25 protein-coding genes and 1 tRNA gene are annotated in these 26,996 nt (G+C 60.0%); 15 read left to right on the top strand and 11 right to left on the bottom strand.

The annotated features are described in order from the left end of the window. The first annotated feature begins 32 nt into the window (after positions 1 to 32). From VSP_RS26640 to VSP_RS26630, 3 genes are all read left to right on the top strand, one after another. The gene (locus tag VSP_RS26640) at positions 33 to 1,763 is read left to right on the top strand and encodes an LptF/LptG family permease (RefSeq protein ID WP_009964578.1); all 1,731 of its coding nucleotides are present in this window, start codon (positions 33 to 35) and stop codon (positions 1,761 to 1,763) included. A gap of 8 nt (positions 1,764 to 1,771) precedes the next feature. Next, entirely contained in the window at positions 1,772 to 2,689 is a 918-nt protein-coding gene (locus tag VSP_RS40090) for a hypothetical protein (protein ID WP_009964577.1), read from the top strand. Between the two features lie 69 nt (positions 2,690 to 2,758). Further along, entirely contained in the window at positions 2,759 to 3,451 is a 693-nt protein-coding gene (locus VSP_RS26630; protein WP_009964576.1) for a toxin-antitoxin system YwqK family antitoxin, read from the top strand. 17 nt (positions 3,452 to 3,468) lie between these two features. Here VSP_RS26630 and VSP_RS26625 read toward each other — a convergent pair whose 3' ends face one another. Further along, positions 3,469 to 4,128 carry a hypothetical protein gene (locus tag VSP_RS26625; RefSeq protein ID WP_156346102.1) on the bottom strand — a complete coding sequence of 220 codons (660 nt, stop codon included), beginning with the start codon at positions 4,126 to 4,128 and terminating at the stop codon, positions 3,469 to 3,471. A gap of 165 nt (positions 4,129 to 4,293) precedes the next feature. Between VSP_RS26625 and VSP_RS26620 the strand changes: the two genes are divergently transcribed. Further along, positions 4,294 to 5,217: an adenylate/guanylate cyclase domain-containing protein gene (locus VSP_RS26620; protein ID WP_009964571.1), complete on the top strand. Its 924-nt coding sequence runs from the start codon at positions 4,294 to 4,296 to the stop codon at positions 5,215 to 5,217. A gap of 66 nt (positions 5,218 to 5,283) precedes the next feature. Next, positions 5,284 to 5,667: a glycine zipper domain-containing protein gene (locus VSP_RS42610; RefSeq protein ID WP_157211075.1), complete on the top strand. Its 384-nt coding sequence runs from the start codon at positions 5,284 to 5,286 to the stop codon at positions 5,665 to 5,667. Here the strand turns inward: VSP_RS42610 and VSP_RS42605 are convergent. Further along, entirely contained in the window at positions 5,655 to 5,792 is a 138-nt protein-coding gene (locus VSP_RS42605; protein ID WP_157211074.1) for a hypothetical protein, read from the bottom strand. The two genes, VSP_RS42610 and VSP_RS42605, sit on opposite strands and share 13 nt — an antisense overlap. Positions 5,793 to 5,928: 136 nt before the next feature. Between VSP_RS42605 and VSP_RS26615 the strand changes: the two genes are divergently transcribed. Further along, the gene (locus VSP_RS26615; RefSeq protein WP_157211073.1) at positions 5,929 to 6,663 is read left to right on the top strand and encodes a leucine-rich repeat domain-containing protein; all 735 of its coding nucleotides are present in this window, start codon (positions 5,929 to 5,931) and stop codon (positions 6,661 to 6,663) included. 118 nt (positions 6,664 to 6,781) lie between these two features. On the opposite strand, the gene VSP_RS26610 is transcribed toward VSP_RS26615, so the two are convergent. After that, positions 6,782 to 8,104 (bottom strand): glucose-1-phosphate adenylyltransferase, encoded by a 1,323-nt coding sequence (locus tag VSP_RS26610; protein ID WP_081452737.1) that lies wholly within the window; start codon positions 8,102 to 8,104, stop codon positions 6,782 to 6,784. Positions 8,105 to 8,157: 53 nt separating this feature from the next. Here VSP_RS26610 and VSP_RS26605 point away from each other — a divergent pair, with 53 nt between their 5' ends. Together VSP_RS26605 and VSP_RS26600 are read left to right on the top strand one after the other, a co-directional pair. Next, the gene (locus tag VSP_RS26605; RefSeq protein ID WP_009964563.1) at positions 8,158 to 9,201 is read left to right on the top strand and encodes a c-type cytochrome domain-containing protein; all 1,044 of its coding nucleotides are present in this window, start codon (positions 8,158 to 8,160) and stop codon (positions 9,199 to 9,201) included. Between the two features lie 90 nt (positions 9,202 to 9,291). Beyond that, positions 9,292 to 10,944 (top strand): NfeD family protein, encoded by a 1,653-nt coding sequence (locus VSP_RS26600; RefSeq protein ID WP_009964561.1) that lies wholly within the window; start codon positions 9,292 to 9,294, stop codon positions 10,942 to 10,944. A gap of 387 nt (positions 10,945 to 11,331) precedes the next feature. Here VSP_RS26600 and VSP_RS37555 read toward each other — a convergent pair whose 3' ends face one another. The 4 genes from VSP_RS37555 to VSP_RS26580 form a co-directional block, all read right to left on the bottom strand. Further along, the gene (locus VSP_RS37555) at positions 11,332 to 12,339 is read right to left on the bottom strand and encodes a carbohydrate kinase family protein (RefSeq protein ID WP_009964560.1); all 1,008 of its coding nucleotides are present in this window, start codon (positions 12,337 to 12,339) and stop codon (positions 11,332 to 11,334) included. After that, the gene (locus VSP_RS26590) at positions 12,336 to 13,469 is read right to left on the bottom strand and encodes a Gfo/Idh/MocA family protein (RefSeq protein WP_009964558.1); all 1,134 of its coding nucleotides are present in this window, start codon (positions 13,467 to 13,469) and stop codon (positions 12,336 to 12,338) included. Before VSP_RS26590 ends, VSP_RS37555 begins: the two co-directional genes overlap by 4 nt. Positions 13,470 to 13,488: 19 nt before the next feature. Next, the gene (locus VSP_RS26585; protein ID WP_009964556.1) at positions 13,489 to 14,316 is read right to left on the bottom strand and encodes a class I fructose-bisphosphate aldolase; all 828 of its coding nucleotides are present in this window, start codon (positions 14,314 to 14,316) and stop codon (positions 13,489 to 13,491) included. A gap of 65 nt (positions 14,317 to 14,381) precedes the next feature. Further along, positions 14,382 to 15,425 carry a TIM barrel protein gene (locus VSP_RS26580; protein ID WP_009964554.1) on the bottom strand — a complete coding sequence of 348 codons (1,044 nt, stop codon included), beginning with the start codon at positions 15,423 to 15,425 and terminating at the stop codon, positions 14,382 to 14,384. 195 nt (positions 15,426 to 15,620) lie between these two features. On the opposite strand from VSP_RS26580, the gene VSP_RS26575 reads away from it, so the two are divergent. Then, positions 15,621 to 16,511 carry a helix-turn-helix domain-containing protein gene (locus VSP_RS26575; protein WP_009964552.1) on the top strand — a complete coding sequence of 297 codons (891 nt, stop codon included), beginning with the start codon at positions 15,621 to 15,623 and terminating at the stop codon, positions 16,509 to 16,511. Between the two features lie 1,240 nt (positions 16,512 to 17,751). Here the strand turns inward: VSP_RS26575 and VSP_RS26570 are convergent. Beyond that, positions 17,752 to 19,272 carry a DNRLRE domain-containing protein gene (locus tag VSP_RS26570; protein ID WP_009964550.1) on the bottom strand — a complete coding sequence of 507 codons (1,521 nt, stop codon included), beginning with the start codon at positions 19,270 to 19,272 and terminating at the stop codon, positions 17,752 to 17,754. 11 nt (positions 19,273 to 19,283) lie between these two features. Beyond that, positions 19,284 to 19,832, bottom strand: coding sequence for a sigma-70 family RNA polymerase sigma factor (locus VSP_RS26565; RefSeq protein WP_009964548.1), 549 nt, complete (start codon positions 19,830 to 19,832; stop codon positions 19,284 to 19,286). A gap of 501 nt (positions 19,833 to 20,333) precedes the next feature. On the opposite strand from VSP_RS26565, the gene VSP_RS26560 reads away from it, so the two are divergent. Continuing rightward, positions 20,334 to 20,768, top strand: coding sequence for a c-type cytochrome domain-containing protein (locus VSP_RS26560; protein ID WP_009964546.1), 435 nt, complete (start codon positions 20,334 to 20,336; stop codon positions 20,766 to 20,768). A 755-nt stretch (positions 20,769 to 21,523) separates the two neighbouring features. On the opposite strand, the gene VSP_RS26555 is transcribed toward VSP_RS26560, so the two are convergent. Continuing rightward, on the bottom strand, positions 21,524 to 22,300 hold the full coding sequence (locus VSP_RS26555) for a hypothetical protein (protein ID WP_009964544.1): 777 nt from the start codon (positions 22,298 to 22,300) through the stop codon (positions 21,524 to 21,526). A 441-nt stretch (positions 22,301 to 22,741) separates the two neighbouring features. Between VSP_RS26555 and VSP_RS26545 the strand changes: the two genes are divergently transcribed. The 5 genes from VSP_RS26545 (at position 22,742) to VSP_RS37545 (ending at position 26,583) form a co-directional block, all read left to right on the top strand. Then, complete coding sequence (locus tag VSP_RS26545; protein ID WP_198141235.1) at positions 22,742 to 23,839, top strand: substrate-binding domain-containing protein; 1,098 nt, start codon at positions 22,742 to 22,744, stop codon at positions 23,837 to 23,839. 391 nt (positions 23,840 to 24,230) lie between these two features. Next, positions 24,231 to 24,304: transfer RNA gene (locus VSP_RS26540), tRNA-Arg, on the top strand. Between the two features lie 525 nt (positions 24,305 to 24,829). Then, positions 24,830 to 25,495 carry a hypothetical protein gene (locus VSP_RS26525; protein WP_009964537.1) on the top strand — a complete coding sequence of 222 codons (666 nt, stop codon included), beginning with the start codon at positions 24,830 to 24,832 and terminating at the stop codon, positions 25,493 to 25,495. Between the two features lie 356 nt (positions 25,496 to 25,851). After that, positions 25,852 to 26,151, top strand: coding sequence for a hypothetical protein (locus tag VSP_RS37550; protein WP_157211071.1), 300 nt, complete (start codon positions 25,852 to 25,854; stop codon positions 26,149 to 26,151). A gap of 120 nt (positions 26,152 to 26,271) precedes the next feature. After that, on the top strand, positions 26,272 to 26,583 hold the full coding sequence (locus tag VSP_RS37545; protein ID WP_009964531.1) for a Fic family protein: 312 nt from the start codon (positions 26,272 to 26,274) through the stop codon (positions 26,581 to 26,583). On the opposite strand, the gene VSP_RS44030 is transcribed toward VSP_RS37545, so the two are convergent. Then, positions 26,535 to 26,981: an ASCH domain-containing protein gene (locus VSP_RS44030; protein ID WP_425509799.1), complete on the bottom strand. Its 447-nt coding sequence runs from the start codon at positions 26,979 to 26,981 to the stop codon at positions 26,535 to 26,537. The two genes, VSP_RS37545 and VSP_RS44030, sit on opposite strands and share 49 nt — an antisense overlap. Positions 26,982 to 26,996: the final 15 nt, after the last annotated feature.

Here is a 26,996-nt window from a genome sequence, read left to right as displayed (position 1 = left end):
CGCTTTGTGTTGAAACCTCCCAGCCCTCAAGCATGACTAAGCAATTCCGGAAAGTGCTCACCCCCGTTTTAGACGGCTGCAACGCCATCTGGCGCTGGTTGCGGCACTCCCCGAATGCCGGCTGGCTCGCCCTGTTGCTGGCAGTCATCGTCATGTTCGTCTGCCAGATGGCCGGGTATCACCGCAACTACATGCCGGTGACGCCTTCCAACATCAATGAGCTTCCGAAAGGCTGGGAGGCCCCCCCGGAGGGAGCCTATTTCACTCTCTATATCCTGTCCTACATGCGCTTGTTCGTGCTGGTGGGCGGGGTGGCCTACCATGCGTTCATCCTGCGTGCCTACCCTGACGCCCGCAAGATGGTGATCCCTACTTGGATCGCTTGTGGTTATCTTGCGCTTTGGGCGCTGGTCTCCCAGCTGTATGATCGCTGGGAAACGCTCAGTGCCAGCTTCTCTGGAGAGGTGTTTTCGGTCACTGCCTTTGCAGTCCAGCTGTTGCTCATTCTGGGGCTCCTGTGCACACCGCCCATCGTGCTCGTGTACTACGCCCGGAGCAAGATTCTGGAGCGGTACGTCATGCGCTCGTTCCTGCAGCCAGTGATGTTCTGTTTCATCGCGTTCTGCACGCTCTGGATCGTGATGGACCTGCTGGACAACATGCAGGATTTCCAGGAAAACAAGATCTCCCGGGCGCAGATTGTGATGTTCTACATCAAGCTCATTCCGTTCATCTTTGTGACGGTGGCTCCCATCTCCCTGCTCCTGTCCACCTTGTACACGCTGGGGCGTATGTCCCGTACGAACGAGCTGATCTCCATGCTGGGCACGGGCAAGAGCATGTTTGATGTGCTCAAGCCTTTCTACGTGATCGCCTGCTGCGCCTCTCTGCTGGGCATGGCGGCCAACTACCACTGGGCTCCTGTTTCTGCGGGGAACAAGGAAAAGCTTCTGGAGAACGTGAAGGAACGGATTGGAAAAAATTTCCTGGTCATGGGTCTGATGTACCGCAACCAGGAGGATCGACGGACTTGGTTCGTGGGCCAGGTGCCGGAAGATTTGCGTGGAGACCGCATGCGCCGGATTGAAATCCGCCAGGAAGACGACCAGGGGCGCCTCGTGAAGGGCTGGTTTGCCAAGAGCGCCTTCTGGTGGCCCGATCGGAAGGTCTGGTCGTTCTACTCCGGCGTGGAAGTCACCTACAAGAACGGCCAGGTGGTGGCGATGCAGAACTTTGACGCCGGTGGAGGGCACCCGCGTATTGACTTTGAAGGCTGGACGGAAACCCCCTGGATCCTCCTCAGCGGCACCTTGGTGCCGGACTATTTGGGGGTCCCGGATTTGATCTCCTACATCCGCGGAAACTCCGCGTATGGGCAGCGGAAGCTTGCCCCGTACCTGACGCACCTTTTCTACCGGTTTACATTCCCCTGGCAGTGTCTGGTGGTGGTGCTGTTCGCGGCCCCTCTCTCTGTCGTGTTTTCCCGACGGGGTCTTGTGGGCGGGCTCTCCATGGCCGTCATCTTTTTCTTTGTGCTGATGTTCATGGACAACCTTTTCCTGAACCTCGGGAAGAGCAACGTCATTCCCCCCTTCATCTCCGTCTGGCTGCCGCACTTGCTGCTGGGGAGCATCGGCATCTACCTGTTCAAGTTGCGTTCGCAGAACCGGGAGCTGCCTAAACTCTCCATCAAGACACTCCGTGAGAAGCTGGCCCTGGGCTGGCAGGCCCTGCGCTCACGCATCTTCGTCAAGACAGCCTAGCCTTTGGGATGCAAGCCAACTGGAACATCAAGTCACGAGCCCACGAATGCTCCCGCACGAACCGCCCGTTTGAAGAGGGGGAGAGGTTCTATACGGCCATCTACTTCGATACGGGATCAGGCGAATTCCAGAGACGGGACGTGGCGGAGTCCGCTTGGAAAGAGGAGCTCGCGGAGCGGAAGCCCTTTTCCTACTGGAAGTCTGAGTACGTCAAGCCAGAGAGCATGAAGCCGAAGGTGGAAATCACCGGACGCGAAAGCGCAGAAGATCTGCTGAGGCGCTTTGTCGAGGAGGATGAAGAGCACACCGAGCACGCCCGCTACATCCTGGCGTTGATGCTTGAGAGAAAAAAGCAGCTCGTTCCCAAGGAGACCAAAGAGACGGAGCACGGCAAGACGATCATTTACGAACACCGCAAAAGCGGGGAAGTGTACATCATCAAGGATCCTGAACTCAGGCTCGATGAGCTGGCCATGGTGCAGGATGAAGTTGCCATGCTCCTTGGCTTTGGCGGTCCCGCAGCCGAAGCGGCTGCCGCCGTTGGCATGCGGATCACGCCCGACGGCAAGGTCGAAAACTTGGAGAAGGGCAAGAAGGGGAGCAAGGCAGGCAAGGGCGCGAGTGCTCAAGTCCAGCCTCCGGCCGAGGTCGCGCCCTCGGAAGCGGAAGTGTCTGCTGCGGAAGCATCAGCGGAGCCAGCAGCCACGGAGGAAGCTCCCTCAACGGAAAATCACCAAGCGGATGAAGCTGTCGCCGGAGAGGGGGAGCCTGTGACGGAAGGGCTTGAGGAAACTTCCTTGGCGGAGGAGGCGGAAGACGCCACGGCCTCTGATGAGGATGTGGCGGTCGGAGGGGCTTCCAGGATGAAGGAGGCTGAGGAGGAAACCGCTCCAGACGAGCCAGAAGCCACTGAACGCTCCGCCTAAGCGGAATCCCTGCCCGCAGCTATGCCCGGGAGGACCAAGGGCGGAGACTTGAAATTTTAATACCTACACATGATTTCCAGAGTCCCATTTGCTCAAGCGGCCTTGCTTCTTGCCAGCGTCGCTTTTTTCTGTTCCTGCGAGATGGAGGCGAAAGGGCGGGCGGCATCTGACCGGGCTGGTACTCGTCCCCCTGAGGCTGAGGTGCCGGGGTATCAGGAAGTCAAAGTGGAAATCCGGGACGATGGGCTTGCCTATCTCCCCGGTGCTGAGGTGCCCTTTACCGGGGATGCGATAGAGCTCCACTATGATCGGACACCCCCCCGGTTGGCGCGCCGCACTCCGTACGTAAAGGGTCGCCGCCACGGTATGATGGTAAGCTTCACCAGCGGAGGCAAGCTGCGGGAAGAGCGCACCTTCGATCAAGGCAAACCCGCCTTCCTCGTGGTGTACCATGGCAACGGTAAGAAGAAGTACGAATTCGCTTTGAACGAGAAGGATGTGGGAGAGGGGCCCATATTGCGTTGGTACGACAACGGGGTGCTGTGGTCCGAAGGGCAGCTCGATGCTGAGGGCCGTTTCCACGGCGAAGAGAGGGACTATGATCGCGAGGGGCGGCTGATGGGGCACTACATCAAGGAGCACGGGCGGCTCAAGGAGATCCGCTTTGAGACGCCTGAGATGATGGCAGAGAGGCTCCAGCAGGAATCTGGAAAGCCGTCTGCTGAGGTCATTGAGGCGGAAGCCTCCGGACAATCCCCCTGAGTCCCTGGCCTGTTTTTTCAGCGCCGGGTCAGCCAGAAAACTGCTGCCACGCCGGCGAGAAGGGCGCATGTCAGCACGAGGCGCCACAACGTGGAGGAGTCGTTCTGAGGAGCTGAAGGTGTGATTGGGGCAGGCTCGGGGGCGGCGGTCGTTTTGAGAGGCAGGGGAAAGGCCCGGCTTGTCTCGCCGGGATAAACGGATTGGGGGGTGACCTTGGGATTGTCGAGTTCTGAATTGAGCAGGATCACGGGGACAGCGGCGGCGCGGGCGAGGGTAAGCTTGAAATCACTGGCGTCTGCACTGGGTTTCACCCGACAACTGGCCAGGAGATGTACTTCTGCGCTGGTGGGAGAGAGGGGGGTGGTCAGGGTGCTGTCGATGGCCTGAACGGTCCATGAGGGTTGGGTCTGAGCGGTGCCGAAGAGAAACTGGAGGGTGCTGGCCACGTACTGGCGCGCGCGATCCTGGTTGAAGGCCCGATCAGCCTCACTCTGATCTCTCCACCAAGATCCGGGTATCGGAGGCAGCGTGGAGGGGACTTCGTGTAGAAAGAGCCGTGGATCGAGATTCACCTTCAGTTCACAGGTGCGATCCGGGTGAAAAATGGCTTCCACGACGAGCGTGGGGATGGGATGGGCCTGGATGCGGACCGCTGTCAGAATGAATAGCAAAGCCATCAGGGCCCACTGCCTACGAACCATGAGTGAACCTCGAAGAACTTGCTGAAAATGCCAACTTGAAATCTTAGGCAGGAAGGTGTCTGGAAGGGGTGCCATCAAACTGATGAAAAAAAAAGGAAGAGTTGACTTTCATGGGTCCATTCGGTTGAAAGGAGGTGACAAATGGGAGCCTACCTCAGAACCTTGACCAGCGGTGATACCTTTCCTCTGGAGGACTTTAACCTCATCGGACGCAGTGAGGAGGCTACCATCCGCCTGAACGACGCGGGAGTGTCCAGGCAACATGCCACCATCCGCCGTGAAGGGGTGCATTACTGGCTGGTGGACCTGGGCAGCGCGAACGGGAGCTACGTCAATGACATGGCGCTGACGACGGCACGTGTGCTTCGTGACGGCGACCGGTTGCAGATCGGTGGTGCCGTGTTCCTCTTTGACCAGAGCGAGAGCTCGGCCAACAGCGACACCACCATGCTCGGCACCAAGACCCAGGTGTTACGCCGCAACCCTGTGCCGATGAAGACCACATCGGCCACCTTGCTGGTGGGCGATCTCAAAGGATTTACCCAGCTGAGCTCCCAGCTCAGTGCCGAGGAACTGGCCGAACTGCTGCGCGAATGGTACGCGGACTGCAATACCATCATGAAGCGCTATGGCGCGATGATCGACAAGTTCATCGGTGACTGCGTGTTTGCCTACTGGCCGGGAATTGAGGCTGACATCCGCCAGAAGGCGGTGGCCGCTGCAAAAGCCCTGCGCGAGGTGGAGGTGACGGTGACCACGCCGGTGCGCAAACACCTTCGCGAGACTCGTGGCGTGGTGCTGGACTGCCGCATTGGCATGCATTTGGGTCCTGTGGCCCTGGGAGCGATGGGCAAGGGCATCAACACTGCCCTGGGGGATGCGGTGAACCTTGCCTTCCGTATTGAAAGCCTGACCCGGCAGACTCGCCAACCCATCTTGGTGAGCGCTGCGTTTCTGGATGGCTGGGCGGAGGGGCAGGAATGGTTCGAGCCTTGTGGAGCTTATGAGGTGAAGGGGCACCCGGACAAAGTGGAGGTCTTCGGCCTCCGCCAGGGGCAGGCGTAGAGGAGTGAATCGCAGAAATTTATTTGAATGTTTATAGGCGGTGGTCGTCGAATCACGACCACCTCCATGAAGATTCCCGCCGTTTGCAGTGTCGGAGCCCTCGCGGCTGCGTTCACCCTCAGTTCCTGTGTGTCTTACTACCCAGGGCCTAATGAACGCGTGGGTGGGGTGGCTGGAGCCATAACCGGAGCCGCGGCTGGCGGCATCATAGGTCACCAGAGTGGTCGGGGATTGGAAGGGGCTGCCATCGGTGGTGCCTTGGGGGCTCTCGCGGGTTCATTGATCGGCAACTCCCAGGATCAATATGCTTACGGCGGCTATGGGTATGGGCCGCCTCCTCCTCCGCCCCCGCCGCGTTACTATTCATCGTACTCTTACGACTACTGCCCGCCCCCTGTCGTTTACAGGCGGCACTACGCACCCCGCTACTATGGTGGTCACTGCTGGTAGGTGCCCGGTCGAAAGCTGACAACCTCGCGCAACTTCATGTTGCGGGCGGCGTTGGTAGGCGGCATGGCTTTCTCCATGTCGTATCGGCACACCTTGGCTTCTTCTGGCGGGCTTCTGGCGGTCATCCTCGGGTTGACTCACTGTGGGCCAAAGCAGGAGCCAGTCACGTCTGAGAAGACCGCTTCTTCGGAGTCGCCAGCACCCACCCCCACGCCAACTCCGGCACCGGCCAAACTCAAGTTTGCCTGGACTGAGGAGCTGATGAACAAGGAGATCAAGTTTCACAACCCTGAGTACGAGGGCGGCGGACAGTTCCGGATCGAGGGCGGTGAGCCACTTGCCGTTGGTCTGGACGGGGCCAAGGTGAGCAATCTGAAGTTTCTGGAAGGTCGCCCCCACCTGACGGCTGTTTATCTAAGCGACACTCAAGTGAGCGACCTCACTCCTCTGAAGGGGCTGCCGATCACGGAGCTCTACATTGAGCGCACGAAGGTGCGGGATCTGTCTCCTTTGCGCGGGATGCCGTTGACCAAACTCTATCTCACCGGGGCACCGGTGCAGGATCTGGGGCCCCTGGAAGGGCTGCCCCTGACGGACTTCAACGCCAAAGACTGCCCTGTGTCTGACATCTCCGGGCTGCGGAAAAGTCCGCTCTCGATGGTGTGGCTGAATGGATGCCCGGTGAGCAACATTGCTCCGCTCAAAGGGCTGCCACTGAAAAGCCTCACCTTGCACCTCACCCGGGTGGTGGATCTCAGTCCGCTCTCGGGTTCGTCTTTGGAGCGACTGCACATCGGTGAAACGCCTGTAGAAGATCTCACGCCTCTCCTGGGCCTGCATCTCACGAGGCTGGTGTTCACTCCAGATCGCATCAAAAAAGGTCTGGAGGTCGTGAAGGCCATGCCACTCGGGGAGATCGGCACCAAGTTTGCCGAAGAGGGCAATGATCTCAAGCCGCCAGCCGCGTTCTGGGCAACCCGCCCTACGGGTCCCTGAGGGCCAATCTGGAAACCTGGTTCAATGAGGGGGGATCCTCCAGGGTAGATCGATTGGCATAAAAAAGGGAGGAGGGTCAGGCCCTTCTCCCCGGAATTTTCATCAGAACAGATCCGAATCAGATCCACATCCCGGCGGGGATGATGGCGTCCTTCGGAATGACCACGATCCCATCGCGGATGTAGTAGAGACCTTCCGGATGGTCGAAGTTTTCCGGTTTGTCCTTGGGCGTGATCACCACCCCATCGCCGATGTGGACGTTCTTGTCGATGATCGCACGCTCGATCTTGCAACGTCGGCCAATGCCGGTGGCCGGCCGGTTGATCGGGCAGTTCACGGCACCAGCGTAGTAGTCCGCTCCCATGATGATGCAGTCTTTGATGGAGGTCTCTGCCTCCACGACGGTGCGAATACCGAGAATGCTGTTTTCGATCCGGGCTTCGGACAGAATGCAGCCGTCGGAGAGCAGGGCACGGTGAATGCTGCCGCCGTTGATCTTGGTGGCAGGCAGGAAGCGAGCGTGCGTGTAGATCGGGGCCTGCGAATCGAAGAAATCGTACTGGGGCACCACTGAGCAGAGGTCCAAGTTGGCTTCAAAGAAGCTGCGGATGGTACCAATGTCCTCCCAATAGCCCTGGAAGGGATAGCTGAGAACCTTGTAGTCCTTGATCGCCTGCGGGATAATGTGCTTGCCGAAATCCACGAAGTCATTGTCCAGGGCGGCGATGAGCGCCGCACGGTTGAAGACGTAGATGCCCATGCTGGCCTCATAGTAGGGCTGGTCTTCGCCCAGCTTGAGTTGCTGGACGATCTCTGCGGGCATGGCAAGGGATTGCAGAACCGCGGGATCCTTTGGTTTTTCAACAAAGTTTCTGATCCGGCCATCGGGATCCGTCTGCATGATGCCGAAGGACTTCGCCTGCCGCTCGTCCACCGGAATGGTGGCGATGGTGATGTCGGCATTGTGCTCCAGGTGGCGGGTCAGGACCTTGCGAAAATCCATCCGGTACAACTGGTCACCGCTTAGGATGAGAAAGTACTCGTACTTGCCCTGCGTGAAGTTCCGAAGGTTTTGGCGGACAGCGTCTGCCGTTCCTTGATACCAAGCCTCGCCTTCTGGTGTTTGTTGAGCCGCCAGAATTTCCACAAAGCCGTGGCTGAAGAGGTCAAATTTGTAGGCTCTGCTGATGTGCCGGTTGAGTGAGGCGCTGTTGTATTGCGTCAACACGTACACCTGGCGCACGCCGCTGTTGATGCAGTTGCTGATGGGGATGTCCACCAGACGGTACTTGCCAGCAAGGGGGACCGCAGGCTTGGCCCTGTCTTTGGTCAGCGGGAAGAGTCGTGTGCCAGCCCCCCCACCCATGATGATTCCCAACGTATGACGATTCAGAATCGCTTCAGTCTCGAAACGATTCACGGAGGAAGCAGCAGCAGCCATGGTGGAATTTTCCTGAAACAAGGCATTGGGGCAAGCGTTTCCTTCGCCGCCTTATGACAAAGCTTCCTATAACCCGCCGGTCCATCGTCCTATGGGTCGCTGCCACCCTCCCGGTGACGCTCTCTGCGAAGGTGGAGTTCAAGTCCGAAATCCTTCCGATTCTGGAGACGAAATGTCTAAAGTGTCACAGTGCTCCGCATGAGGAAGGCGGAAAGCTCGTGAAACCGAAGGCGGAACTTCGCCTGGATGCGGCCTGGGCGATGCTTAAGGGGGGCGAGAGCAAGCGTCCGGCGGTGGTGGCCAAAGAGGTTGCCAAGAGCTACTTGTTTGAAGTGCTGACGCTTCCGAAAGACGATGACATGTTCATGCCGCCCAAGGGGGATCCCGTCACGGCGGACGAGATGGCGAAAATCAAAACTTGGATTGAAGAGGGGGCGGACTTTGGTGGTTGGGAAGGCAATATCGCGGGCAAGCCCGCAGACCCAGCCGCCGCAGGCAAGGTGGCGCAGAAAGTGCGGGAACACGATGTGCTCTACAAGGCGCTCGCAGAAGGTCTGCAGCCTGCCAGCGCCGAGGCCTTGAAGAAGGCGAAGAATGCCGGAGCCCAAGTGAGCGCCTTGATGGTGAACAGCCCTCTGTTGAGGGTGGACTTCCTCACCGGTGTGAGCCGCTGTGATGATGGCAGCATTCAAAACCTGCTGGTTCTCAAAGATAATGTGGTGCACCTGGACCTCGCCCGCACGGCCGTGACGGATGCCGCTCTAAAAACCGTGGTGCAATTTCCCCGGCTTACCCGTCTGGACCTGCGCAAGACCAAGGTTACGGACAAGGGAGTGGAGCAACTCGGTGCCCTGAAACATCTCACTTACGTGAACCTCTATGGCACCGAGGTGACAGATGCGAGCCTGGCAACACTGGCAGGCATCAAAACTCTGCGGAACATCTACCTCTGGGAGACCAAGGCAACCGATGCAGGGGTTGCCAAACTCAAGGCGGCGCTGCCCCAGGCAGAGATTGTTCACAATGTCGTCATCGCCGCTCCGGAAGGGGCCGCGCAGGAAGACACGCAGGGCAAACGCAAGAAGAACAACAAGTAGGAAGAACCGGGGGCGGCGGTGTGACGTGATGAGGGGTTGTGTTTCGACGGAGTTGCAGGATCGTAGCCTGTCACCGTCGAAGCTTCCCCTATGAAAACCCGCTGCAATCTCCCCATCTTCCCGGTCGCTTTTTTTGCGATCCTGGCCACGATTGGCACCCTCCTCGTTGCCGGGCAGGAAGTTCCCGCGACGTCCGCTCCGGAAGCTGATGCCCCTGCGCCCGCTCCTGCTGCGGCCAAGGAAGACGCTCCCAAGGAATCGGCCAAATCGGAAAAGCCAGTCGATGACAAGAAGGATGAGTCGGTGGGAACCGCGCCCGTCCCCAAGGAGGCCGCGAAGCCTTTGCCCAAGATGCAGGACTACGTGCTGCCCCCCCGGGTCAAACCTCCCGCGACTAAAACGGGTGAGTACACAGGCAAAGTGGTCGTCATTCCCATTGGTGAAGAGGATCTCATCAGCCCGGCGCGGTTCGAGTACATGTCCCGCACCATGAAGCGGGCGACCGAGGAGGGCGCAGAGGCGGTGGTGTTTGATCTGGACACACCCGGTGGTCTTGCCTGGCACACGACTACGGTGGTCATGAAGGACCTTCAGGAACTGACGCCTCGCAGTGTGGCTTTTGTGAATCCACGGGCGCTTTCAGCCGGTGCCATCATCGCGATGGCCACGGATGCCGTGTACATGAGCCCGGCGAGCAGCATCGGTGCCGCCACACCCGTCTCGGGCGGCGGCGAGAAGATGGATGATGCCGAGCGCGCCAAGATGAACTCCGCCTTTATGGCGATGGCCCGTACGGCGGTGAAGAGCAAAGGTCACAATCCAGAGATCATCGAGGCCATGATCGACAAGGATGTGGGCTTGATGGTCTCCGGTGTGGAGATCTGCCCCAAGGGGCGCATCCTCACTCTGGACCAGCAGGAGGCCACGAAGACCTATGACGGGAAGCCGTTGCTGGCCAGGGCCATCGTGCGCAACCTGGATGAGCTGGTGAAGAAGGAGGGCTTCAAGGGGCCGATGATCAAGGCTGAGCCCAAGGGGTTTGAGCTGGTGGCCATTCTGATCACCAAGTACGCCGCCATCTTGCTGCTGGTGGGTATCGCTGGGGGCTACCTGGAAATGCAGCACCCGGGCTTTGGCATTCCAGGGATCATTTCTGCGACCGCTTTCGGCCTGTTTTTCTTTGGTCACTATGTGGCGGGCAGCCTGGTGGGGTATGAGACGGTCTTTATCTTCTTTATCGGCGTGCTCTTCTTGATCGTGGAGCTGTTCGTCTTTCCCGGGCACCTCATGTTCGGGCTGGTGGGACTGTTGCTGGTCATAGGATCCATCATCTACACGATGTCCGGCTGGGATGTGAATGTGCCAGAGGGCGGCACCTTCCCAGTGCGGTTCGAGGACTATGTCGTGGCCCTGCGCAATCTGGGGCTGGCCTTCACTGGAGCGCTGGCCTTGATCATCATCTTCATGCGCTACTTCCCCTCTGCGGGACCGTTCCAGCGGTTGATCCTGCAGGCGGCCGTGGGTGGCGAGCAGGACTCCATTGAAGGCCATGGTCAGAGCCGCGCCTCCACGGTGCCGGTGGGAGCCTCCGGCACCACCCGCAGTGCCATGCGCCCGTATGGGCATGTGGACTTTGGCGAGACCACCATCGAAGCGATGGTGGAGGGGGACTACATCGCCCCCGGAACGGCTGTGAAGGTAAAGTCCGTGACGGGCAACCGGATCATCGTCCAGAAGGCGTGACGGGGGGGATTTTCGAATTTGGATTTGTGATTTCGGAATGGTCGGGCATCCGGCCATTCGGGGTGCAGGTGTGATCAGTTCAAAGTTGATCCCTGCAGGGGATCCGTAGCACAGCCCACCGTTGACGAGCTTCAAGCGAGTCTACGGTGGGTACAGTGAGGGAAGCTTTCAACGCTGAAAGCGTTGTGTAGATACTGCGTCTCCTGAAGTGCTTGGCGGGCGCCAGGGGGAGTCAACGCGATGTGCCTACCACTCCGTGGTAGATGGCAAGCGGGAGATGCCCATGGGCAGTCCTCTCCCGCCTTGCGGGATCGGCCGGCCCATGGCAATGCGGATTTCCCAATCGCAAATCGCAAATCCAAACCCTAATTCCAAAATCAAACCGGCCTATTTCCTGAACCCGAACTCAGCCGCCAGGGCCAGGCACTCGGACACCGGGCGCAGCCCGGCGGAAGGTGTGGGATCGGCCAACGAGGCCGCCGCCGTGCAGACGGCCAGTTGCAGTCGCTCGGCCAGGGAAAGATGCTCGTGCAGTCCATAGAGCAGACCGGCGGCAAAGGCATCGCCGGCACCGGTGGCTCCCTTGCTGTAACCCGGGGGGATGAGCAGGGAGGGCTGGTGAAGCTTTTCTCCTGTGATGGTGACGGAGGCGCAACCGTGCTCCGTATGAACGGTGACCGATTGACGCACGCCTAGGCCCAGCAGGTCCGAGGCGGCACTCAGCAGCGCCGCAGGCTGATCCGCCGGAATGCTCCGGTGCAGAACGCGCGCGGCCTCCACTTCATTGAGCATGAGGTGATGGGTGTAGGGCAGGGCGCTCAGGGCGATTTCCCTGAACTGGGGATGCTCCGTGCTGACCATGTCCACGCTGGTTTCCAGTCCTGCGAGCAACGCCTGCTCCAGCAGGTGGGAGGCATGCGTCCGGCCGTCCGGTGCAAAGGAGTCCAGGGTGTCCAGCAGCATCAGGTAGCCCAGATGGAAGATGCGGGCAGAGCTGTTGCGGAAGTCCACATGCGGCACATCAAAGAGGGCATTGGCCCCGCGCTGGTGAAAGAACGTGCGCCGCCCCGTGCCGGCCACGGTCATGGCGTCGGTGTAGGAGGTGGCGCGTTCCTTCGTGGCATGGAGTTGGGCTGTGTTAATACCATGAACCCGGCAGTCCTCACGGATCCAGCGCCCGTTGTCGTCCTCTCCCACCATGCCAGCGGCGGCCAGGGGGAAAGTGGCTCCCATGGCGGCCAGGTCCTTGAGTACGTTGTATGGACCGCCACCATTGGCCTGGGTCTGGCCCAGAATGCTGGCCAGCATGTCCTGGTCCGGGTAGGCGTCGATGATCTTCACGTGATCCACGATGAAGTTGCCGCCCGCCAGCAGGCCGCTGCGTGAGGAACTCATGACAGACCGGGAATAGGGACGACGGTGCTGGTGCGCTGGGACTCCAGGGCGGCGGCAAAGATCTCGTGGGTGGCCACGGCTTCCTCCGGCGTGGCACAGCCAAACCGACCCTCAAGCAGGCCTTCGCGTTCCATGAGATAGGCAGCCCACATCTGCTGGATGACGTCGGGGAAGCCGGGCTCAAAGATGCCGCCTGTCACTGCCTTGAACGGGGTGCCGAAGCCGAGCTCGGTCTTCTTCCACCACTGCTCCTTGCCGCGCTCAAAGACCCAGAGGGTCTTGGGCTCGGCCGTGCTGAAGCGGACCCCGCCCTCGGTGCCTAATATTTCAATGAACCAGGTATTGGTGGCTCCTGGGGCGAGACGTTTCATTTCAAGACGCAGCGGCACCTCGTCGCCGCCGATCGTCGTCCAAGTGTGGAGCAGGGCATTGTCCCAGGTGTCGCAGACGGCCAGTCCACCCTTGCCATCCGGGCGTTGGGGATAGCCTTTCTGCAACTGGGCAAAGACGCGAGTAGGATTCCAGCCGAGGCGCAGCGGCAGGTGGCACGCGTGCATGCCCAGATCGTTGAGAGCGCCGCCTTCTCCGCAGAACTGGTTCATGCGCTTCCAGTTGGCCGCCTTGTTCGGATCCAGGTCGCTGCTGTGATGAAAGCCGGAAACGACCTCAAGCACACGGCCCAGGGTGCCGCTGCCCGCCAGACTGAGTGCCCGTTGGGCACCGGGGAAGAATGGCATCTCGGAGCTGCAACGGACAAAGCGGCCGCTGGAGCGAACGCCTTCCAGGATGCGCTTCGCGGAGGCGAGATCGATGCCGAAGGGTTTCTCGGCAAAGAGGTCCTTCCCGGCGGCCAACACATCGAGATAGATGGGTTCGTGGAGATGATGCGGCACGGCCACATAGACGACATCCACATCAGGGCTGGCGAGCAGCTCCTTGTAGTCCCCCGTGCGCAGCGTGCAGGAGGGGATGATGTCAAACCAGGACAGCGTGGACGGATTGAGATCCGCCACGGCGGTGAGCACGGGGCGCACGCTCACGTCCGTGAGGGCGCACCAACGCGCGAACGCGCTGGCCATTTCCCGGCCCATGAGACCGCCGCCAATGATGCCAATCTTGATGTCTTTCATGCGGTGCAGAAGGCGGGCGTTAGATTTTCGTCAGGGCTTCATCCACACTGGCTCCGTCATGCACCATGGCCATGAGAGCCTGGGTGATGCCCTTGGGGTTCGGGTGCTGGATCACGTTGCGACCATACACGATGCCGGATGCCCCCTGCTCGAGGAGGCCCTGCGTGCGCTCCAGAATCTCACGGTCACTCACGCGACCGCCGCCACGGACCAGCACCGGGATGCCGCCGGCGGTCTCCACCACCTTGTGGTACACGCTCACATCGTCGGTGGGATCGGCCTTGATGATGTCTGCGCCGAGTTCCACGGCCTGGCGCACCAGGTACATGATCTGCGTGAGGTCACCATTGACCATGTAGCCACCGGCTTTTTCATTGGGCTGAAACACAAGCGGCTCCACCATCATGGGGATGCCGTAGTAGTCCGCCTGGGGCTTGAGTCGCAGGATGTTTTCCACACACTCGGCATGCACTTCCGGGGCACCGGGGATCTGGAAGAGGTTCACGCAGACGCAGGCCGCATCGAACCGCACGGCCTGGAGCATGGTTTCCTCGATCATCAGGCTGAACCGGGTTTCAGGCAGTTCCTTTCCGTAGATATTGGCCACGTCAGTGCGCAGCACGAGGGAGGGCTTGTGGCGGCCTGGGATCTCCTGGAGATGGCGGGCCTGCCCCAGCGTGAGCTGAATCGCATCCGGCGCTGCATCCACGAGGGTCTTCACCACCGTGCGCATGTCTTCGATGCCCTGAAGGAAACCGGGCTGGTTGAAAAAGCCGTGATCCACGGCGACGTCGAAACAGCGGTTGGACTTGGCGTTGAAGAGGCGATTGAGGCGGTATTGTTTCATGGAGCAGGTTGGGAAAGCGGGAAGGGGGGCTTTGGATGAGGCAGGCGGTGACTCAGGCTCTGGTCTTACTTGATACCCATGAGGTGCTTCAAGATGTAAAGTTCCAGGGCCTCATAATCACGACCGTCGCGGTATTGCTGAACGAGCCCGTTGTCGAGTGAGCGGACCTTGTCCACCAGGTGGAGGAAGATCTCACGGCTGTTCTTCAGGTGGTCGGTCACCGGGCAGCCGCGCTGGGTGCGGATGGCCTTCACATCCAGGCCGATAAATTCGCCGCGCTGACCGTAGCCGGCTTCTTCAAGCACGCGCACCTGGTTGAATGCGGCACGCAGGTTGGCGCCACCGAAGTTCTTGTCCTGGTCGTATTTAAGCCCGTTCTGGTCGTTCAGATGCACGCTGGCCAGCTTGTCGTGGGAGAGGGCAAAGGCCATCTCATCGCTGGGGTCAAGGCCGGCGAGGAGGGCGTGGGCGCTCTCGATCAGGCCCTTGACCCGCTTGGGATCGTTGGAGGCGTAGGAAAGCGCGACGGCATGGCCGATGGTGGGGACATAGGCCTGGTCCGTGGGCTCATTGGGCTTGGGCTCAATCCAGATCTCAATCTCCTTGTCGTAGTCCAGCATGGCGTTCACCGTCTCCAGCAGACGCTGGTAGGCCAGGCGGGCGTCCTTGGACTCGCGGATGTAGGAGCCCTCACGAGCGAGCCAGAGGACGACCGCCTTGCAATCAATGGCACGGGCGATGTCGATGCACTTCTTCGTGCGGTCCCAGGCGTAGGCGCGGTCGCTGGCGCTGTTGGAGGTGTAGGCACCATCGGTGGTTTGTTCCGCGAACCAGAGGCGGGGCGCGACAAACTCCGGGGTCAGGCCCTGGTTGGCCAGAATGGTCTTCACCTCGGCGGCCTTGGCGGAGATCTGGTCCGGGCTCAGGCTGTCCATGCCCGGGACCACATCGTCATCGTGGAACTGCACGCCTTCAAAACCCAGGGGACGGTAGAGGGCGTATTTTTCCTCGTGCGGGAAGGGGGTGCGGACGTCAACGCCAAAGGGGTCCGAACCTTCGCTGATGTTCCAAGGGCCGAAGGAGAAGCGGTACTGGGTGGGATTGCTCATGCCGGGACAATGGCCGGGTCTGGCGGCGGGCGCTACGCTCCCAGACTCAGGGGCTGCGACTATTGTCTCAATTTTCCTGCTGTACACCGTCATTCGCGGATGGAAGTGACATGAAACGGTGGAATTGTGACCGGCGGGGTCTGCCTCAGGGAGGCTCCGCCACGCGCCGCCCCGTTTCTGCTTCCCTCCATCGCCATGCAGGTTCTCCGAGAGAAAATCGACTTTCCACCCGGCCAGTCCTTCCGGGTCATCCGCTGGTCGCGGAACCTCAGGGAGGTGGAGTGCGTGCTGGCCCCGGGAAAGGCGCAAAAGATCGCAGGCGAGGGCACGCACTGGCACTACCACACGGAGATGGAACTGACCCTCTTCACCAGCGGATCGGGGATGCGCTTTGTGGGGGATCACATCGGCAGTTTCGCCGGAGGCGATCTGGTGCTGCTGGGGGCGAAGCTGCCGCACTACTGGCACACGAAGGAGTCCTCGTCGGGCGTCTCGGTGCAGTGGCATTTTCCGGAGAGTCACCCGTTCTGGGCGTTTCCTGAAACCCTGAAGCTGGCCGGGCTTTTCAAAAAGGCTGGGCGCGGACTCCGCCTCAGCGGTCGCACCGTCACAGCCGCGGCAGGGCTGTTGCAGGAACTCACGACTGCTGATGGCGTGGAGCGCCTGGCCTTGCTGCTCAAGCTGCTGGCGCTGCTTTCACGGGCACCGGAACAGGATCGGAGCTTCCTCTCCGTGCGATCCTTTGCCCTGCCCATGGAGTCGCACTATCAACAAGCCATTCGGGATGCGGTGCGCCATCTCATCGCCAACTTTCGCCAGGAGGTGCGCCTGGAGGAGGTGCTGGAGCTGACCAATCTGAGCCGGCCCACCTTTGCCCGGCAGTTCAAGAAACACTCCGGCCGCACCTTCAGTGAGTTCCTGAACCGCCTGCGTCTTCAGGCTGCCTGCCGGGAGCTGGTGGAGAGTGACCGCAGTGTGCTGGAAATCTCCGGGGAATGCGGCTTCTCGCAGATCTCGTTCTTCAACCGGATCTTCAAGCGGGTGCACAAGTGCAGTCCCACGGAGTGGAGGCGGAGGAGGAGGTAGGGGAGTTCAGTGCGTCAGTGGGCAGTGCGTCGGTGCGTCGGTGCGTCGGTGCGTCGGTGCGTCAGTGCGTCAAGGTGTTGGGGGTGAGTTGTCGGGAGGGGATGATATCGGCTTGCGGGGGTGATAGGTGCGGCGCAGTCGCCAAGCGGCGCTGTAGGGCAAGCGCTCCGCTTGCCGCGAACGGCTCCTGAGGTGGCAAGCGGAGCGCTCGCCCTACAACCCAAGAGGTTTGAGGGTGGGGGTGTGAATTGGGTGGCTGGCGAGGCTTGCGGGGGCTAGGTGCGGCGCAGTCGCCAAGCGGCGCTGTAGGGCAAGCGCTCTGCTTGCCGCGAGTGGCGACTGAGGTGGCAAGCGGGGCGCTCGCCCTACAACCCAAGGGGGTTGAGGGTGGGGTTGTGAATGGGGGCTCTGGGGAGGCCTGCGGGGGGCTAGGTGTGGCGCAGTCGCCAAGCGGCGCTGTAGGGCAAGCGCTCCGCTTGCCGCGAACGGCTCCTGAGGTGGCAAGCGGAGCGCTCGCCCTACAACCCAAGAGGTTTGAGGGTGGGGGTGTGAATTGGGTGGCTGGCGAGGCTTGCGGGGGCTAGGTGCGGTGCGGTCGCCAAGCGGCGCTGTAGGGCAAGCGCTCTGCTTGCTGCGAGTGGCGACTGAGGTGGCAAGCGGGGCGCTCGCCCTACAACCCGAGACGGTTGGGCGCGGGGATGTGATTGGGGTGTCAGGGAAGGCCTGCGGGGGGCTAGGTGTGGCGCAGACGCCAAGCGGCGCTATAGGGCAAGCGGGGCGCTCGCCCTACAACCCGAGGGGGTTGAGGGTGGGGTTGTGAATGGGGGCTCTGGGGAGGCTTGCGGGGGCTAGGTGCGGCGCAGTCGCCAAGCAGCGCTGTAGGGCAAGCGCTCTGCTTGCTGCGAACGGCTCCTGAGGTGGCAAGCGGAGCGCTCGCCCTACAACCCAAGAGGTTTGAGGGTGAGGGTGTGAATTGGGTGTCTGGCGAGGCCTGCGGGGGGGCGCGGTGCGGTGCGGTCGCCAAGCGGCGCTGTAGGGCAAGCGCTCCGCATGGTGCGAACGGCTCCTGAGGTGGCAAGCGGGGCGCTCGCCCTACAACCCAAGACGTTTGGGCGCGGGGGTGTGAATTGGGTGTCTTGGGGGACGTGACTGACACCCTTACTGAAGTGCTGCACTACTTTGCTCTGCCACAGCGGACGTCGTCCGGCGGTCCTCACTCAGGTCTTCTGTCTTTCGTCTTCTAATCTTTGGTCTCCCGCGAAGCGGGCTCCACATCCTTCACCTTCACCCGCAACAGAGGCGGGGTATTGCTGCCGCTTTCCTTTGTGGCAAAGGCATGCGCCATGCCGTCGCGGGCGGATTCATCTGTCTCGCGGCAGATGATGAAAGTCACCAGCCCATTGGTGTCGCCCTGCAGGAACTTCACAAGCTCCTGGCCCTTGATGGATCGGGTTCCGCGGCTGACCCCTTGGGCGATCTGGAAGCGGCCGAGCAAGGCGGCCTTCCTTAGATCCGGAAGGTGGTGCTGACCCGCGTCAGTGTCCACATGGTGGGCAGGAGCTTCCTTCCACGTAAGGGTGTTCTCGCTCCAGTTGTCTTCCGACTCATCGGTGAGGCCGTACACGGCGAAGGTGCTGTCTGGCACGAGGGTGGCAAAGCCGAGATCGCTGGGTTCGATGCTCAACACCAGCTCGGCATCCTCTTTAAGGTCATCCTTGAACTTGCCAAGGTCGAAGCACACATAGCCCTTGCGGTCCAGCTCCGGGGAGAAGCTGCTGCGTTTCACCCGGAAGTACGGGTCCTTGCCGAAGTTCTTCGACTTGGGATTGCCCTGGATGTAGGTGTCCTTGCCACGGCCGTAGGCGGTGGAAACGATCTGCCAGCCGCCCCCGGCATCCAGAATGATGTTGGGCTGCCAGCGGCGGGACTCCAACTCCACGGTGGTGGGGTTGGGAGTCGGGGTGAGCTGGCTGCGGCGGATGCCGGTGTCAACGCTCTGCCCGCCGCGCAATTGTTTGGCGTCGCCGGTGGCTTTGGGGCTCACTTCCACCAAGCCGTCCAGCACCTTCACCAGGTACTTGCCATCCTCACCGGCACTGACACCGAAGCGCGTGCCGTAGTCCACGACCTTGGCGTCGGGCGTGTCCACCACGAAGCCGATGGCGCTGGGGGGCACATCGGCCATGAGGGTGCCTCTGACCAGGCGGCAGGCTTTGGCATCCACGATCTCCAGCGTGGCCGGAGCCTCCATGACGATCTCTGCGCCGCTGTCGAACTTCAGCGTGGCAAGACCCTCGGCGAGCTCCAGCATGCCTGCGGCCACGCGTGATCCTTCGGCAGTGGGCAGGGTGCTCCCCGCCCATTTGCAATCGCGGGCCTTGATGACTGTGGCCACGGTGAGATTCGGACCGTCGCCTGTGCGAGGGGTGAGCTGCCAGTTCCAGACGGCACCCACAATGCCCAGCACGGCGATGCCTGCGGCGGCCGCAAGGGCGGAGGGTAGCCAGGGGGTGCGGGAAACAATGCTCCTGCCAGGGGAGATCTTCGCGATCGAGGGCGGGGATTCGCCTGCCAGTTGCTTGAGCAGATGGGAGTCGAATTTCAGTTCCGCATGCTGGTGGAGCGCCGCGGCAAACAAGCGACGCGCTTCCTCATCCATGCGCAATCGCGCATTGAGTTCCTCCCTCTCCGCCGCAGTGAGCTTTGCCGTCAGGCTTCTCTCGCAGAGCTCAAGCAGGTGCCAGCGTTCGGAGTCAGTCATCGGTTGGTGATTCATGGGGCTACCCCCTCGTTGGCGTTGGGTTGCAACTGCATCTGTCGTTCTACACAGTCCAGCAGGGCCATGCGCACGCGACTGAGGGCGCGGTACACGGCCCCCGGAGTGCTTTGGATGCGGCTGGCCACCTGATCCACCTCGAGATCCTCATAATAGCGCAGCAGGATGAGCTGGCGGTGCTCCTTGGGCAGCTTGAGCAAACAGGCCTGAAGGGCATCCCGGCGGTGGTCGCCGCCGTCTGTGGCCAGCTTCTCCACCTCGTGGCCGATGGCCTCAAGCACGTCGTCTTCCAGAGGCAGGTGCTCCTTTTTCTTCTCCCGCCGGTAGGTCAGGATCTGGTGAAAGGCCACCTTCCGGGCCCACGCGAGAAAATTCGTCCCCAGCTCAAACTGGGAGAAACTCCGCCACATGACCATCTTGGTCTGCTGCAGAATATCGTCCGCATCCGCCGCCAGCGGCACCAGACTGTACACATACACCCCCAGCGCACGATCGTGCTGGGTGAGCAGAGTGAGAAATTCGGTCGTGCGGTCGGCGGACTCCATGCGGGCGGAAGCAGGGGCTGGCAGGGCTGGGAAATAGAGACTGTCACCCTAACTAGGCCGGATGGCGCGGGGAATTGGACAGGAAAAGTTGAGGTGTGGCGCCAGCGGCACGGTGAGACGGGGCGGCCGCTGGTTGAGACGCTGCGCTGGTTGAGGTGGGCTGGGGAGTCGCTGTAGCGCAGATTGGCAATCTGCTGTGCCGCCGATTGGCAATCGGCACCAGGTGGCCGGAGCGTGAGAATGCGTATTCTCACACGAAGGCACAAAGGCACGATGACTTGAGGCGTGGGTTCCCTGCGCCGCTCTGTCGTACGCTCTCACCATTTCGCAATCTCCCGCCCGTCCCCATCAAGGCCTGCCGCACACCACCGGGTCGGGCACGATCTTCACAGACAGCTCAAAGCCTGTCGAATTGACATCAATTCTTTAACGTTGGATGCTATGAACAAGCCCGGTGCAAGCAGGCCTCATCACTGTATTTGCGAGTTCGAATTCCCGCGCATGTCGCTCCACTGCATCCTCCGTTCATTCAGGTTCCTGTGCGGCCGCCGTCCGGGTGCCTTGCCTGTCGTCGGTCGGGATGCAGCGATGGGAGCGGTCCTTTGCCTGACGCTCACAGGCTTGTCAGGTGTGCATGCCTCGAACCCCGAGGGAAATCCGCTGTATCTGAAGAAGGTCCGCCCGCTTCTCGATGCGCAATGTGTGAAATGTCACGGGCCGGAGAAACAAAAGGCCAATCTGAGGCTGGACACCCTCAAGGCCATGATGGAAGGCGGCGACAGTGGGCCCGCCGTTGTGCCAGGTGATGTAGAAGGTTCGAACCTGATCACGGCCGTCTGCTACGAAGACGCCGACCTCCAGATGCCGCCTGATGGCAAGCTCGATGAGGAGCAGATCGAGATGTTGAAAAAGTGGGTGGGGGAGATGGGAGGGTAGGGTTCTTGGTTCTTGGTTCTTGGTTCTTGGTTCTTGGTTCTTGGTTCTTGGTTCTTGGTTCTTGGTTCTTTTGGGTTCGAGGTATAATGATTGCGCTGTCTTTTGCGCGACTGATTCCGCCTAAAGGCCAATGCCAACAGGGAAAACGCATCGTCTTGCTGTTTTGCCTTGGCGCGCCTCGGAGCTGCGATGGTGCAACCGCCACGACTGTAACTGGTGAGCCCCTTTCAGAAGGGCCGAAGGTCCGGGTTCATACCAGCCTGGGGCAACGCCCCGGGGATAGATGGCCAAACTACCCTTGAGGGCTGTAGGCCGTGTCATCAAGTCTGCCTATGCCGGCATCCCTGAATGAAGTCGGGCCTACAGCCCTCAAGATCTAAAACGAGCGCCTACCTTGGGCGTTGCCCAAGGCTGCAATGATGCCGGACCTTCGGCCCTCAATACTTTCACAAAAGGGAGATGCTCGACCTCTCCACTTTTCCCTGATGGCATTGGTCCCGCATGCGGGACGGTGCTCCAACCACGGCGCTGACGTTCTCATGAGGGTTGGAAGTCCCTTTGCCCTGCTCGCAAGCAACAGCCGTGAACTGCGCGACTTCCCATTCAGTGTACTCTAGACGCCCGCAGCAGGGTTGGAGTACCGCCTTTAGGCGGAATCAGTCGCAAGCATTGAAGATTGCCCCTTACCCACTCATTTTCCGACACTGCTCATCATGCCTCCATCCTCGCCAACCAAGCACCAAGCATCACGAACTCTAAGCCACCTTCGGTCGGAGCTGGCGTGTCTGCACCTTGCCGCCAGCACCAGCTTGGGCCGTCGCAGGCGTCATGACCAGTCCGATGGTCGCCCGGCGCACCACATGGTAGTGGTGCTGGCTCTTGTGGCACACGGTGGTCTCAAAGTAGAGGTCCATGGCGGCCTTCCGTTCTTCCTCGGAGTAATCATGCCAGTAGATCTCCCAGAGGCGGTGCTCCTCATCCACATGCACATCGAAGCCCAGCTCGGCCGCCTCCTGTCCCATGCGGTGCAGGGTGCGGATAAGGCAGGCGGGCTTCATCATCATGAGCAGGCAGACATACGCGGGCATCACCTTCACCTGCCGATGCGAGATCGCGTCCCAGCATTCCGGGCTCACGCAGGTGTCGATCACCTCGCCCTTCCGGTAGTGGACGCCGAGCCCGTGCACGGCCAGCTCGTAGGTGTGCACCACGTCAGAGAGGGTGCCATCGTGCACCGCGTTGCAGGTGATCTCAATGAGATGGCCTTCCAAGCGGAATTTTAGCGCGTGAGGGTGCTGGGCATCGGGCACCACGGAGGCTCCACGCTGAATCAGGGCCTGGCAGAGCTTCATCCGGTCCTCAGCGGTGCGGACCCAGAGGTCCACATCATGCACGGGCAGGCTCTTCTTGAGCAGGGGCTTGAAGGCGCTCCCGCAGAGAAATATCTCGCCGGGGAATCCATGGGGAAGGAGAAAATGAAACAGCCGCTCAGCATGCGCTTTAACACGCCTTTTGAAGAGTAGGCAGAACATGGAACTCGGACCCTCCGGTTTGGTTTTTATAAACTCGGGCTGAAATTACCATTTTTTCAGCGAATCGGCAACTGATATTTCGGAATTCTAAAATAAACCGCAATAATGAGGGGGATTTCTTAGAATTTGGAGAGAGCATTCTCAACCGACCGCAGGAGTTTTAAAGGATTGACCATGTCGAGGTCGAGCAAAATCGAAGAACGCCGCCCCAGCGGGGTCAAAATGCCATTCTCAGGGCCTGAGATGAGGGAGGATGGACTAAAGAGGGATAAGGGAAAAGGGACCAAAGAGGGAAAAGGGCAATACGCGGGCCGGCAGTCTGCTGCACGCAGGTCTGGTTTCTGGCCGTCTGGTGCTTGGATGGATCTTTTTCAGATTTTGTGGTTTTGATCTGGAGCCATCGCGGTTCAAAATGGCGGGATGCCGATGCCCCCGTCTGACTTGTCTCCTGAGCCCGCCAGCCGCCGCGCTGCCCTTGCGATGCTGGGTCGCCTGGGTCTGGCCGTGGGGGCAGGGGTGCCGCTTCTCGGGTGCAAGAAGCGGGATCGCACCCAGCCGCAGCCGGATCCCGCCGCCCTCATGGTGCCGGAGAAGAAGGGCGTGTTTGGCAAGGAGGCCCCCAAGCGACCCAAGGTGGTGGTGTTCCTGGACTCGCTGGAGACCCCCATGCGAAATTTTCAGCAAGTGCTGGCTGCACGCCTTGTCCGGACCCGGGCGGGGGTGGATCTGGTGCAGATCCTCGCCCTGGGGGACGTGCAACGGCAGATCGCCCAGCTCCGCACGCAGGTTGCCCAGGGGGCCACGCATCTCTTCGTTTTCCCGGTGGACGCTCAGGCACTCGTGCCCGTCCTCATAGAACTGAAAGCCACTGGCGTCACCATCATCGCGTTTTCCAAGGACCTGCCGGAGAAGGCCTGCACCACCGCGCTCTATGTAGAGGAGGCCAAGATCGGCGATCTGGCCGGGAACTTTGTCGTCTCCGCCTTGCAGCAGAAGTCCGCGGATGAAGGCAGGCCGGAGACCGTCGGCCGGGTGGTGCAGATCACCGGGCCGGAGGGTAATGCGTATTCGAAAGCGGTTTCCACCGCCTTCCAGGCCGCGATCCAGAAAGCCCCCGGGGTGGTCCTGGTGCATGACGCCCCTGCCAACTGGGCGGCGGAGGAGGCTGGCTATCGTTTCAATGATGCTCTGCGTCTGCAAAAGCAGTTCGATGTCGTGTTCTGCCACGGCGACTTCATGGCCTTCGGCGCGGCCCGCGCGGCTCGTGCCGCCCAGCCTCCCGTTCGCGACTCCCTTCTGATCCTCGGACTCGATGGCAACCCCGGCAACGGCGGCGGACTCAGCCTCGTGGTGAATTCAGAGATCGACGCCACCGTCCACGTCCCGCCGCTGGTGGACTTTGCCTGGGACATCTGCGTGAAGATTCTCGACGATCCCAACTACACGCCCAAGCCCCGCTACGAACTCCTCCCCGTCCTCGCCTCCGGCGACCTCGCCGCGACGCTCCAGAGCAAAGGCTCGCCCAAGCCGAGAATTTAGGGGGAGACACCAGACTGCCAGACATCAGACTCCAGACATGAGGTCAGGGACCGGGTGATAGCGTAGCGCAGATTGGCAATCTGCTGTGCCGCCGATTGGCAATCGGCATCGTTCGCTGGAACGGAAGATCTGAATCCTCACACGAAGGCACAAAGGCACGAAGGATTCATGAGGTTGGCCGAAGCGCGACAGCCCATGCGGGTGAGCCAGTCCAAGTCGCAAGCCTCTTCACCTGAACGGGATCGCAGCATTCCCGGCCCCATCCAACCCATCTGCTCTCAACTTCCCAAGGCTCAAAAAAATCTGAAAAAATCTCTGCCCGAAGTTTGACAAAAACCGCTTTCCGCCTATTCTTCCAATCCCTCGCCGACACGATCTGCGAACGACACAAGCACCCGTAGCTCAACGGATTAGAGCATCTGACTACGGATCAGAAGGTTTCAGGTTCGAATCCTGACGGGTGCGCTTTCTCTAACAAACGGAAAGCACTCCTAACACCTCATCATCAGAGGTTTTGCTTGTCTCCATCTCTCTGTCCGCCTGAGCCATTAGGTGCCCATTCGGGACGGTTCGTGACCATTCGTGACATCTTAGGCGTGACGTGGACGTTACGCGTTTTTATGTTGTGGGATCATGAAAGTCCGCAGGCGCAAGTATCCTTCTGGCAACTACGGCTGGCAGCTGGATTGCGGCATGATCAATGGCCGCCGGTTACTGCTGGAGCGCGCAGTCGATCCTCGGCCCTAAATGCAGCGGCGGCTGCATCACCCGCGACATCGCGGGTGGTCAATTGAGGAAATAACAACGGCAGATGGGGCACATGGGGGGTGACTTCTCCACGCGGTTTCCGCAGTGGTGGCAGTGGTTCTACGCTGATCAAGCAATGCAGGCCGGCCTAGTGGATGGTCTCACGCCTACCCTTGCGCATGTAGTGGCCGAGTTGCTCGAATGATTCTATTGCACCCTTCCAACTTTGGTCAATCTTGGTGAATGTTAGGAGCAAATAATGAAGGGCCGCAAGTCCCAGAAGGCGAGGCAGATCGGTTCAACTGGTCTATTATTCTGCTGATTTCCGGGTGGATAATAGCCTTGGTGATTCAATGGAACAGCAAGGACGGCGTATCTAATTGGTTTGACGCGTTCGCAGCCTTGGTTGCTGGGATGGCGTTCTTGTTGACGTTTGCAACTCTCACTTTGCAGCGTCTGGAACTTCGAGCTAATACAAAGGAACTAAGCGATCAGGCTAATGCGCTACACAACCAAGTTAAAGTAACGCGCCTGTCAGCGCTGTTGGCCGCGATTCCCGTGCTCATTCGCCAAGAACAAGATCGTTTGCTTGCCTGGCATCCTCATGTTTTCGGAGAGCATCAGCAGGACTTGTCGATCAACGGATACGAACAGACCTTATCCCATCATCTGTCCGAGGTGGCCAAATTAGATGAGCGAATCGCTCGTCAGGAGGAAAGGATCGAAGAACTGAGGGGAAATAGCAGTCTGATGGTGGATCAGTATATTGAGGGGCTAAAAGGACATCGAGCGCATAAGAAACAAATGCAATCGATTGCTGATGGTGCGCAGCGTTTGATAGATCTTACGAACCAATTGAATCAGGTGCACCGCGAGTTGGTAACTCTGGCTGAAGATCCTGCTGATTGACATATCGAGGGAGGCAACGTTTTCGATCCTGCCAATGACTATGCCTCCGGCGCGCCGTCCAGCGGTAGTCCGGGTGCTGCGCCCGTGGAGCCCCTGCTGGCGAGCCTGGCAAGAGGGCTCCTGAAGCCTCGAACGCTCCGCCAGCGGCGGTTCCTCAGGCGGTGAAGCCGGGGGGGGTGACACGGCCATTGCGATGTTCAAGGGCAAGGGTGAACTACAGGCCCAGATCACCGCACTGACTGGCGAGCGCGATCTGGCACGTACTGAGCTGTCAAGCCTCCGGACGCAGCTGCAGGCGGTGTGAAACTTTTTTCTTTGTTGTTGAGTTCCTGAGTTTTGGTCCTACTCAGGTGACTATGGAAACACCTGATGTCATGCTAATAATCGCCGTTGCGGCGCTTGCCGCCTGCGCTATGTCAGGCTTCGTCTGGCTCGGAAAAAAACAACGAGCGAGCCAAACGAAGTTTAAGAATCTGATCGAAGCCAAGCTCAAGGCTGGCAACGACATCACGCCTGATGATGCCCGCCATGTGGCGGAAGGGTTAGAGTTGCCTGAAAGCAAAGCAAAAGAAGCGGTGGCGTTGATCTTCATGGAAACAACGGACCCTGACATCAGCCAAAGAGCAAAGGAGTTGCTAGCAGGCCTGAAACTCTAACAATGCAGGACGCTACCGCACGGTGAACGTGCGAATTGCTGGCGCTGAGCATCTGTCGGCCTGACCAGGTCGTGGTGCGGGAACTGATGGAGCGTTTCACCGCTTGGTATCAGCGAGGCGATGAGTCTGCATCCCGTCGAGCGGGCTGCGCGGGTTCACTGCGACGTCTTGAAGATCCCTCCCTTTGTGGACGGCAACGGGAGAGCTTCACGGTTGCTCATGAACCTGGAACTGATGAAGGCGGGCTACCCGCCTGCGATTCTGCCCGTAGAACGTCGCCTGGCTTACTATCAGGCGCTGGATGCCGATCATGTTCATGGCGAGCAGGAAGCCTTCGTTGAGATGGTGGCGTCCATCGTGAAGCAGGGATTTAGGCTGTATTTTCACGCATTGAGTCTGCCTTGGGTGGAGGCAGTAGACTCGTTTCCTTGAGATGCGGTAAGACTAGCGTGCTCAAACTCGAGCAAATAGCGATAGGATTGAGGGGGGTGAAAGCCCTCAAATCGTCGACGCAGCACGTTGAGGGAGGTTTCGGGTTTGAGCTTCCAAGTTCTGCCAATTTGAATTCCGTGTGCCGTTGCGACTCCTGAAAAATAGCTGTTGAATTCTGCCCTGGATATTCCTGACGATGCTCCAAATTCATCGTAAAAAGCAGACTTTTTGCCAGACAAAATGCCCTTAACCTCAAATTTGCCAATTAGCGCCATGCGAGGGCCAGACGCGTATACAAGGACCAAATCTCCAGGCTTGAGTTTGGGACAAACTCTTCTCAATTCGACAGTCTTCGCGCCTGAGAAAATCAGATCTGCGTACTTGGGCTTAATGGACATTAAGACTGCGGTGGA

The sequence above is a fragment of the Verrucomicrobium spinosum DSM 4136 = JCM 18804 genome (assembly GCF_000172155.1).
Taxonomy (GTDB): domain Bacteria; phylum Verrucomicrobiota; class Verrucomicrobiia; order Verrucomicrobiales; family Verrucomicrobiaceae; genus Verrucomicrobium; species Verrucomicrobium spinosum.
This window is presented reverse-complemented; position numbering and strand designations above follow the sequence as displayed.

Excerpts from the sequence above, each read along its gene's own strand:
- VSP_RS26640 (WP_009964578.1), top strand. The coding sequence starts at position 33 with ATGACTAAGCAATTCCGGAAAGTGCTCACCCCCGTTTTAGACGGCTGC.
- VSP_RS40090 (WP_009964577.1), top strand. The coding sequence starts at position 1,772 with ATGCAAGCCAACTGGAACATCAAGTCACGAGCCCACGAATGCTCCCGC.
- VSP_RS26630 (WP_009964576.1), top strand. The coding sequence starts at position 2,759 with ATGATTTCCAGAGTCCCATTTGCTCAAGCGGCCTTGCTTCTTGCCAGC.
- VSP_RS26625 (WP_156346102.1), bottom strand. The coding sequence starts at position 4,128 with ATGGCTTTGCTATTCATTCTGACAGCGGTCCGCATCCAGGCCCATCCC.
- VSP_RS26620 (WP_009964571.1), top strand. The coding sequence starts at position 4,294 with ATGGGAGCCTACCTCAGAACCTTGACCAGCGGTGATACCTTTCCTCTG.
- VSP_RS42610 (WP_157211075.1), top strand. The coding sequence starts at position 5,284 with ATGAAGATTCCCGCCGTTTGCAGTGTCGGAGCCCTCGCGGCTGCGTTC.
- VSP_RS42605 (WP_157211074.1), bottom strand. The coding sequence starts at position 5,792 with ATGACCGCCAGAAGCCCGCCAGAAGAAGCCAAGGTGTGCCGATACGAC.
- VSP_RS26615 (WP_157211073.1), top strand. The coding sequence starts at position 5,929 with ATGAACAAGGAGATCAAGTTTCACAACCCTGAGTACGAGGGCGGCGGA.
- VSP_RS26610 (WP_081452737.1), bottom strand. The coding sequence starts at position 8,104 with ATGGCTGCTGCTGCTTCCTCCGTGAATCGTTTCGAGACTGAAGCGATT.
- VSP_RS26605 (WP_009964563.1), top strand. The coding sequence starts at position 8,158 with ATGACAAAGCTTCCTATAACCCGCCGGTCCATCGTCCTATGGGTCGCT.
- VSP_RS26600 (WP_009964561.1), top strand. The coding sequence starts at position 9,292 with ATGAAAACCCGCTGCAATCTCCCCATCTTCCCGGTCGCTTTTTTTGCG.
- VSP_RS37555 (WP_009964560.1), bottom strand. The coding sequence starts at position 12,339 with ATGAGTTCCTCACGCAGCGGCCTGCTGGCGGGCGGCAACTTCATCGTG.
- VSP_RS26590 (WP_009964558.1), bottom strand. The coding sequence starts at position 13,469 with ATGAAAGACATCAAGATTGGCATCATTGGCGGCGGTCTCATGGGCCGG.
- VSP_RS26585 (WP_009964556.1), bottom strand. The coding sequence starts at position 14,316 with ATGAAACAATACCGCCTCAATCGCCTCTTCAACGCCAAGTCCAACCGC.
- VSP_RS26580 (WP_009964554.1), bottom strand. The coding sequence starts at position 15,425 with ATGAGCAATCCCACCCAGTACCGCTTCTCCTTCGGCCCTTGGAACATC.
- VSP_RS26575 (WP_009964552.1), top strand. The coding sequence starts at position 15,621 with ATGCAGGTTCTCCGAGAGAAAATCGACTTTCCACCCGGCCAGTCCTTC.
- VSP_RS26570 (WP_009964550.1), bottom strand. The coding sequence starts at position 19,272 with ATGACTGACTCCGAACGCTGGCACCTGCTTGAGCTCTGCGAGAGAAGC.
- VSP_RS26565 (WP_009964548.1), bottom strand. The coding sequence starts at position 19,832 with ATGGAGTCCGCCGACCGCACGACCGAATTTCTCACTCTGCTCACCCAG.
- VSP_RS26560 (WP_009964546.1), top strand. The coding sequence starts at position 20,334 with ATGTCGCTCCACTGCATCCTCCGTTCATTCAGGTTCCTGTGCGGCCGC.
- VSP_RS26555 (WP_009964544.1), bottom strand. The coding sequence starts at position 22,300 with ATGTTCTGCCTACTCTTCAAAAGGCGTGTTAAAGCGCATGCTGAGCGG.
- VSP_RS26525 (WP_009964537.1), top strand. The coding sequence starts at position 24,830 with ATGTTAGGAGCAAATAATGAAGGGCCGCAAGTCCCAGAAGGCGAGGCA.
- VSP_RS37550 (WP_157211071.1), top strand. The coding sequence starts at position 25,852 with ATGGAAACACCTGATGTCATGCTAATAATCGCCGTTGCGGCGCTTGCC.
- VSP_RS37545 (WP_009964531.1), top strand. The coding sequence starts at position 26,272 with ATGAGTCTGCATCCCGTCGAGCGGGCTGCGCGGGTTCACTGCGACGTC.
- VSP_RS44030 (WP_425509799.1), bottom strand. The coding sequence starts at position 26,981 with ATGTCCATTAAGCCCAAGTACGCAGATCTGATTTTCTCAGGCGCGAAG.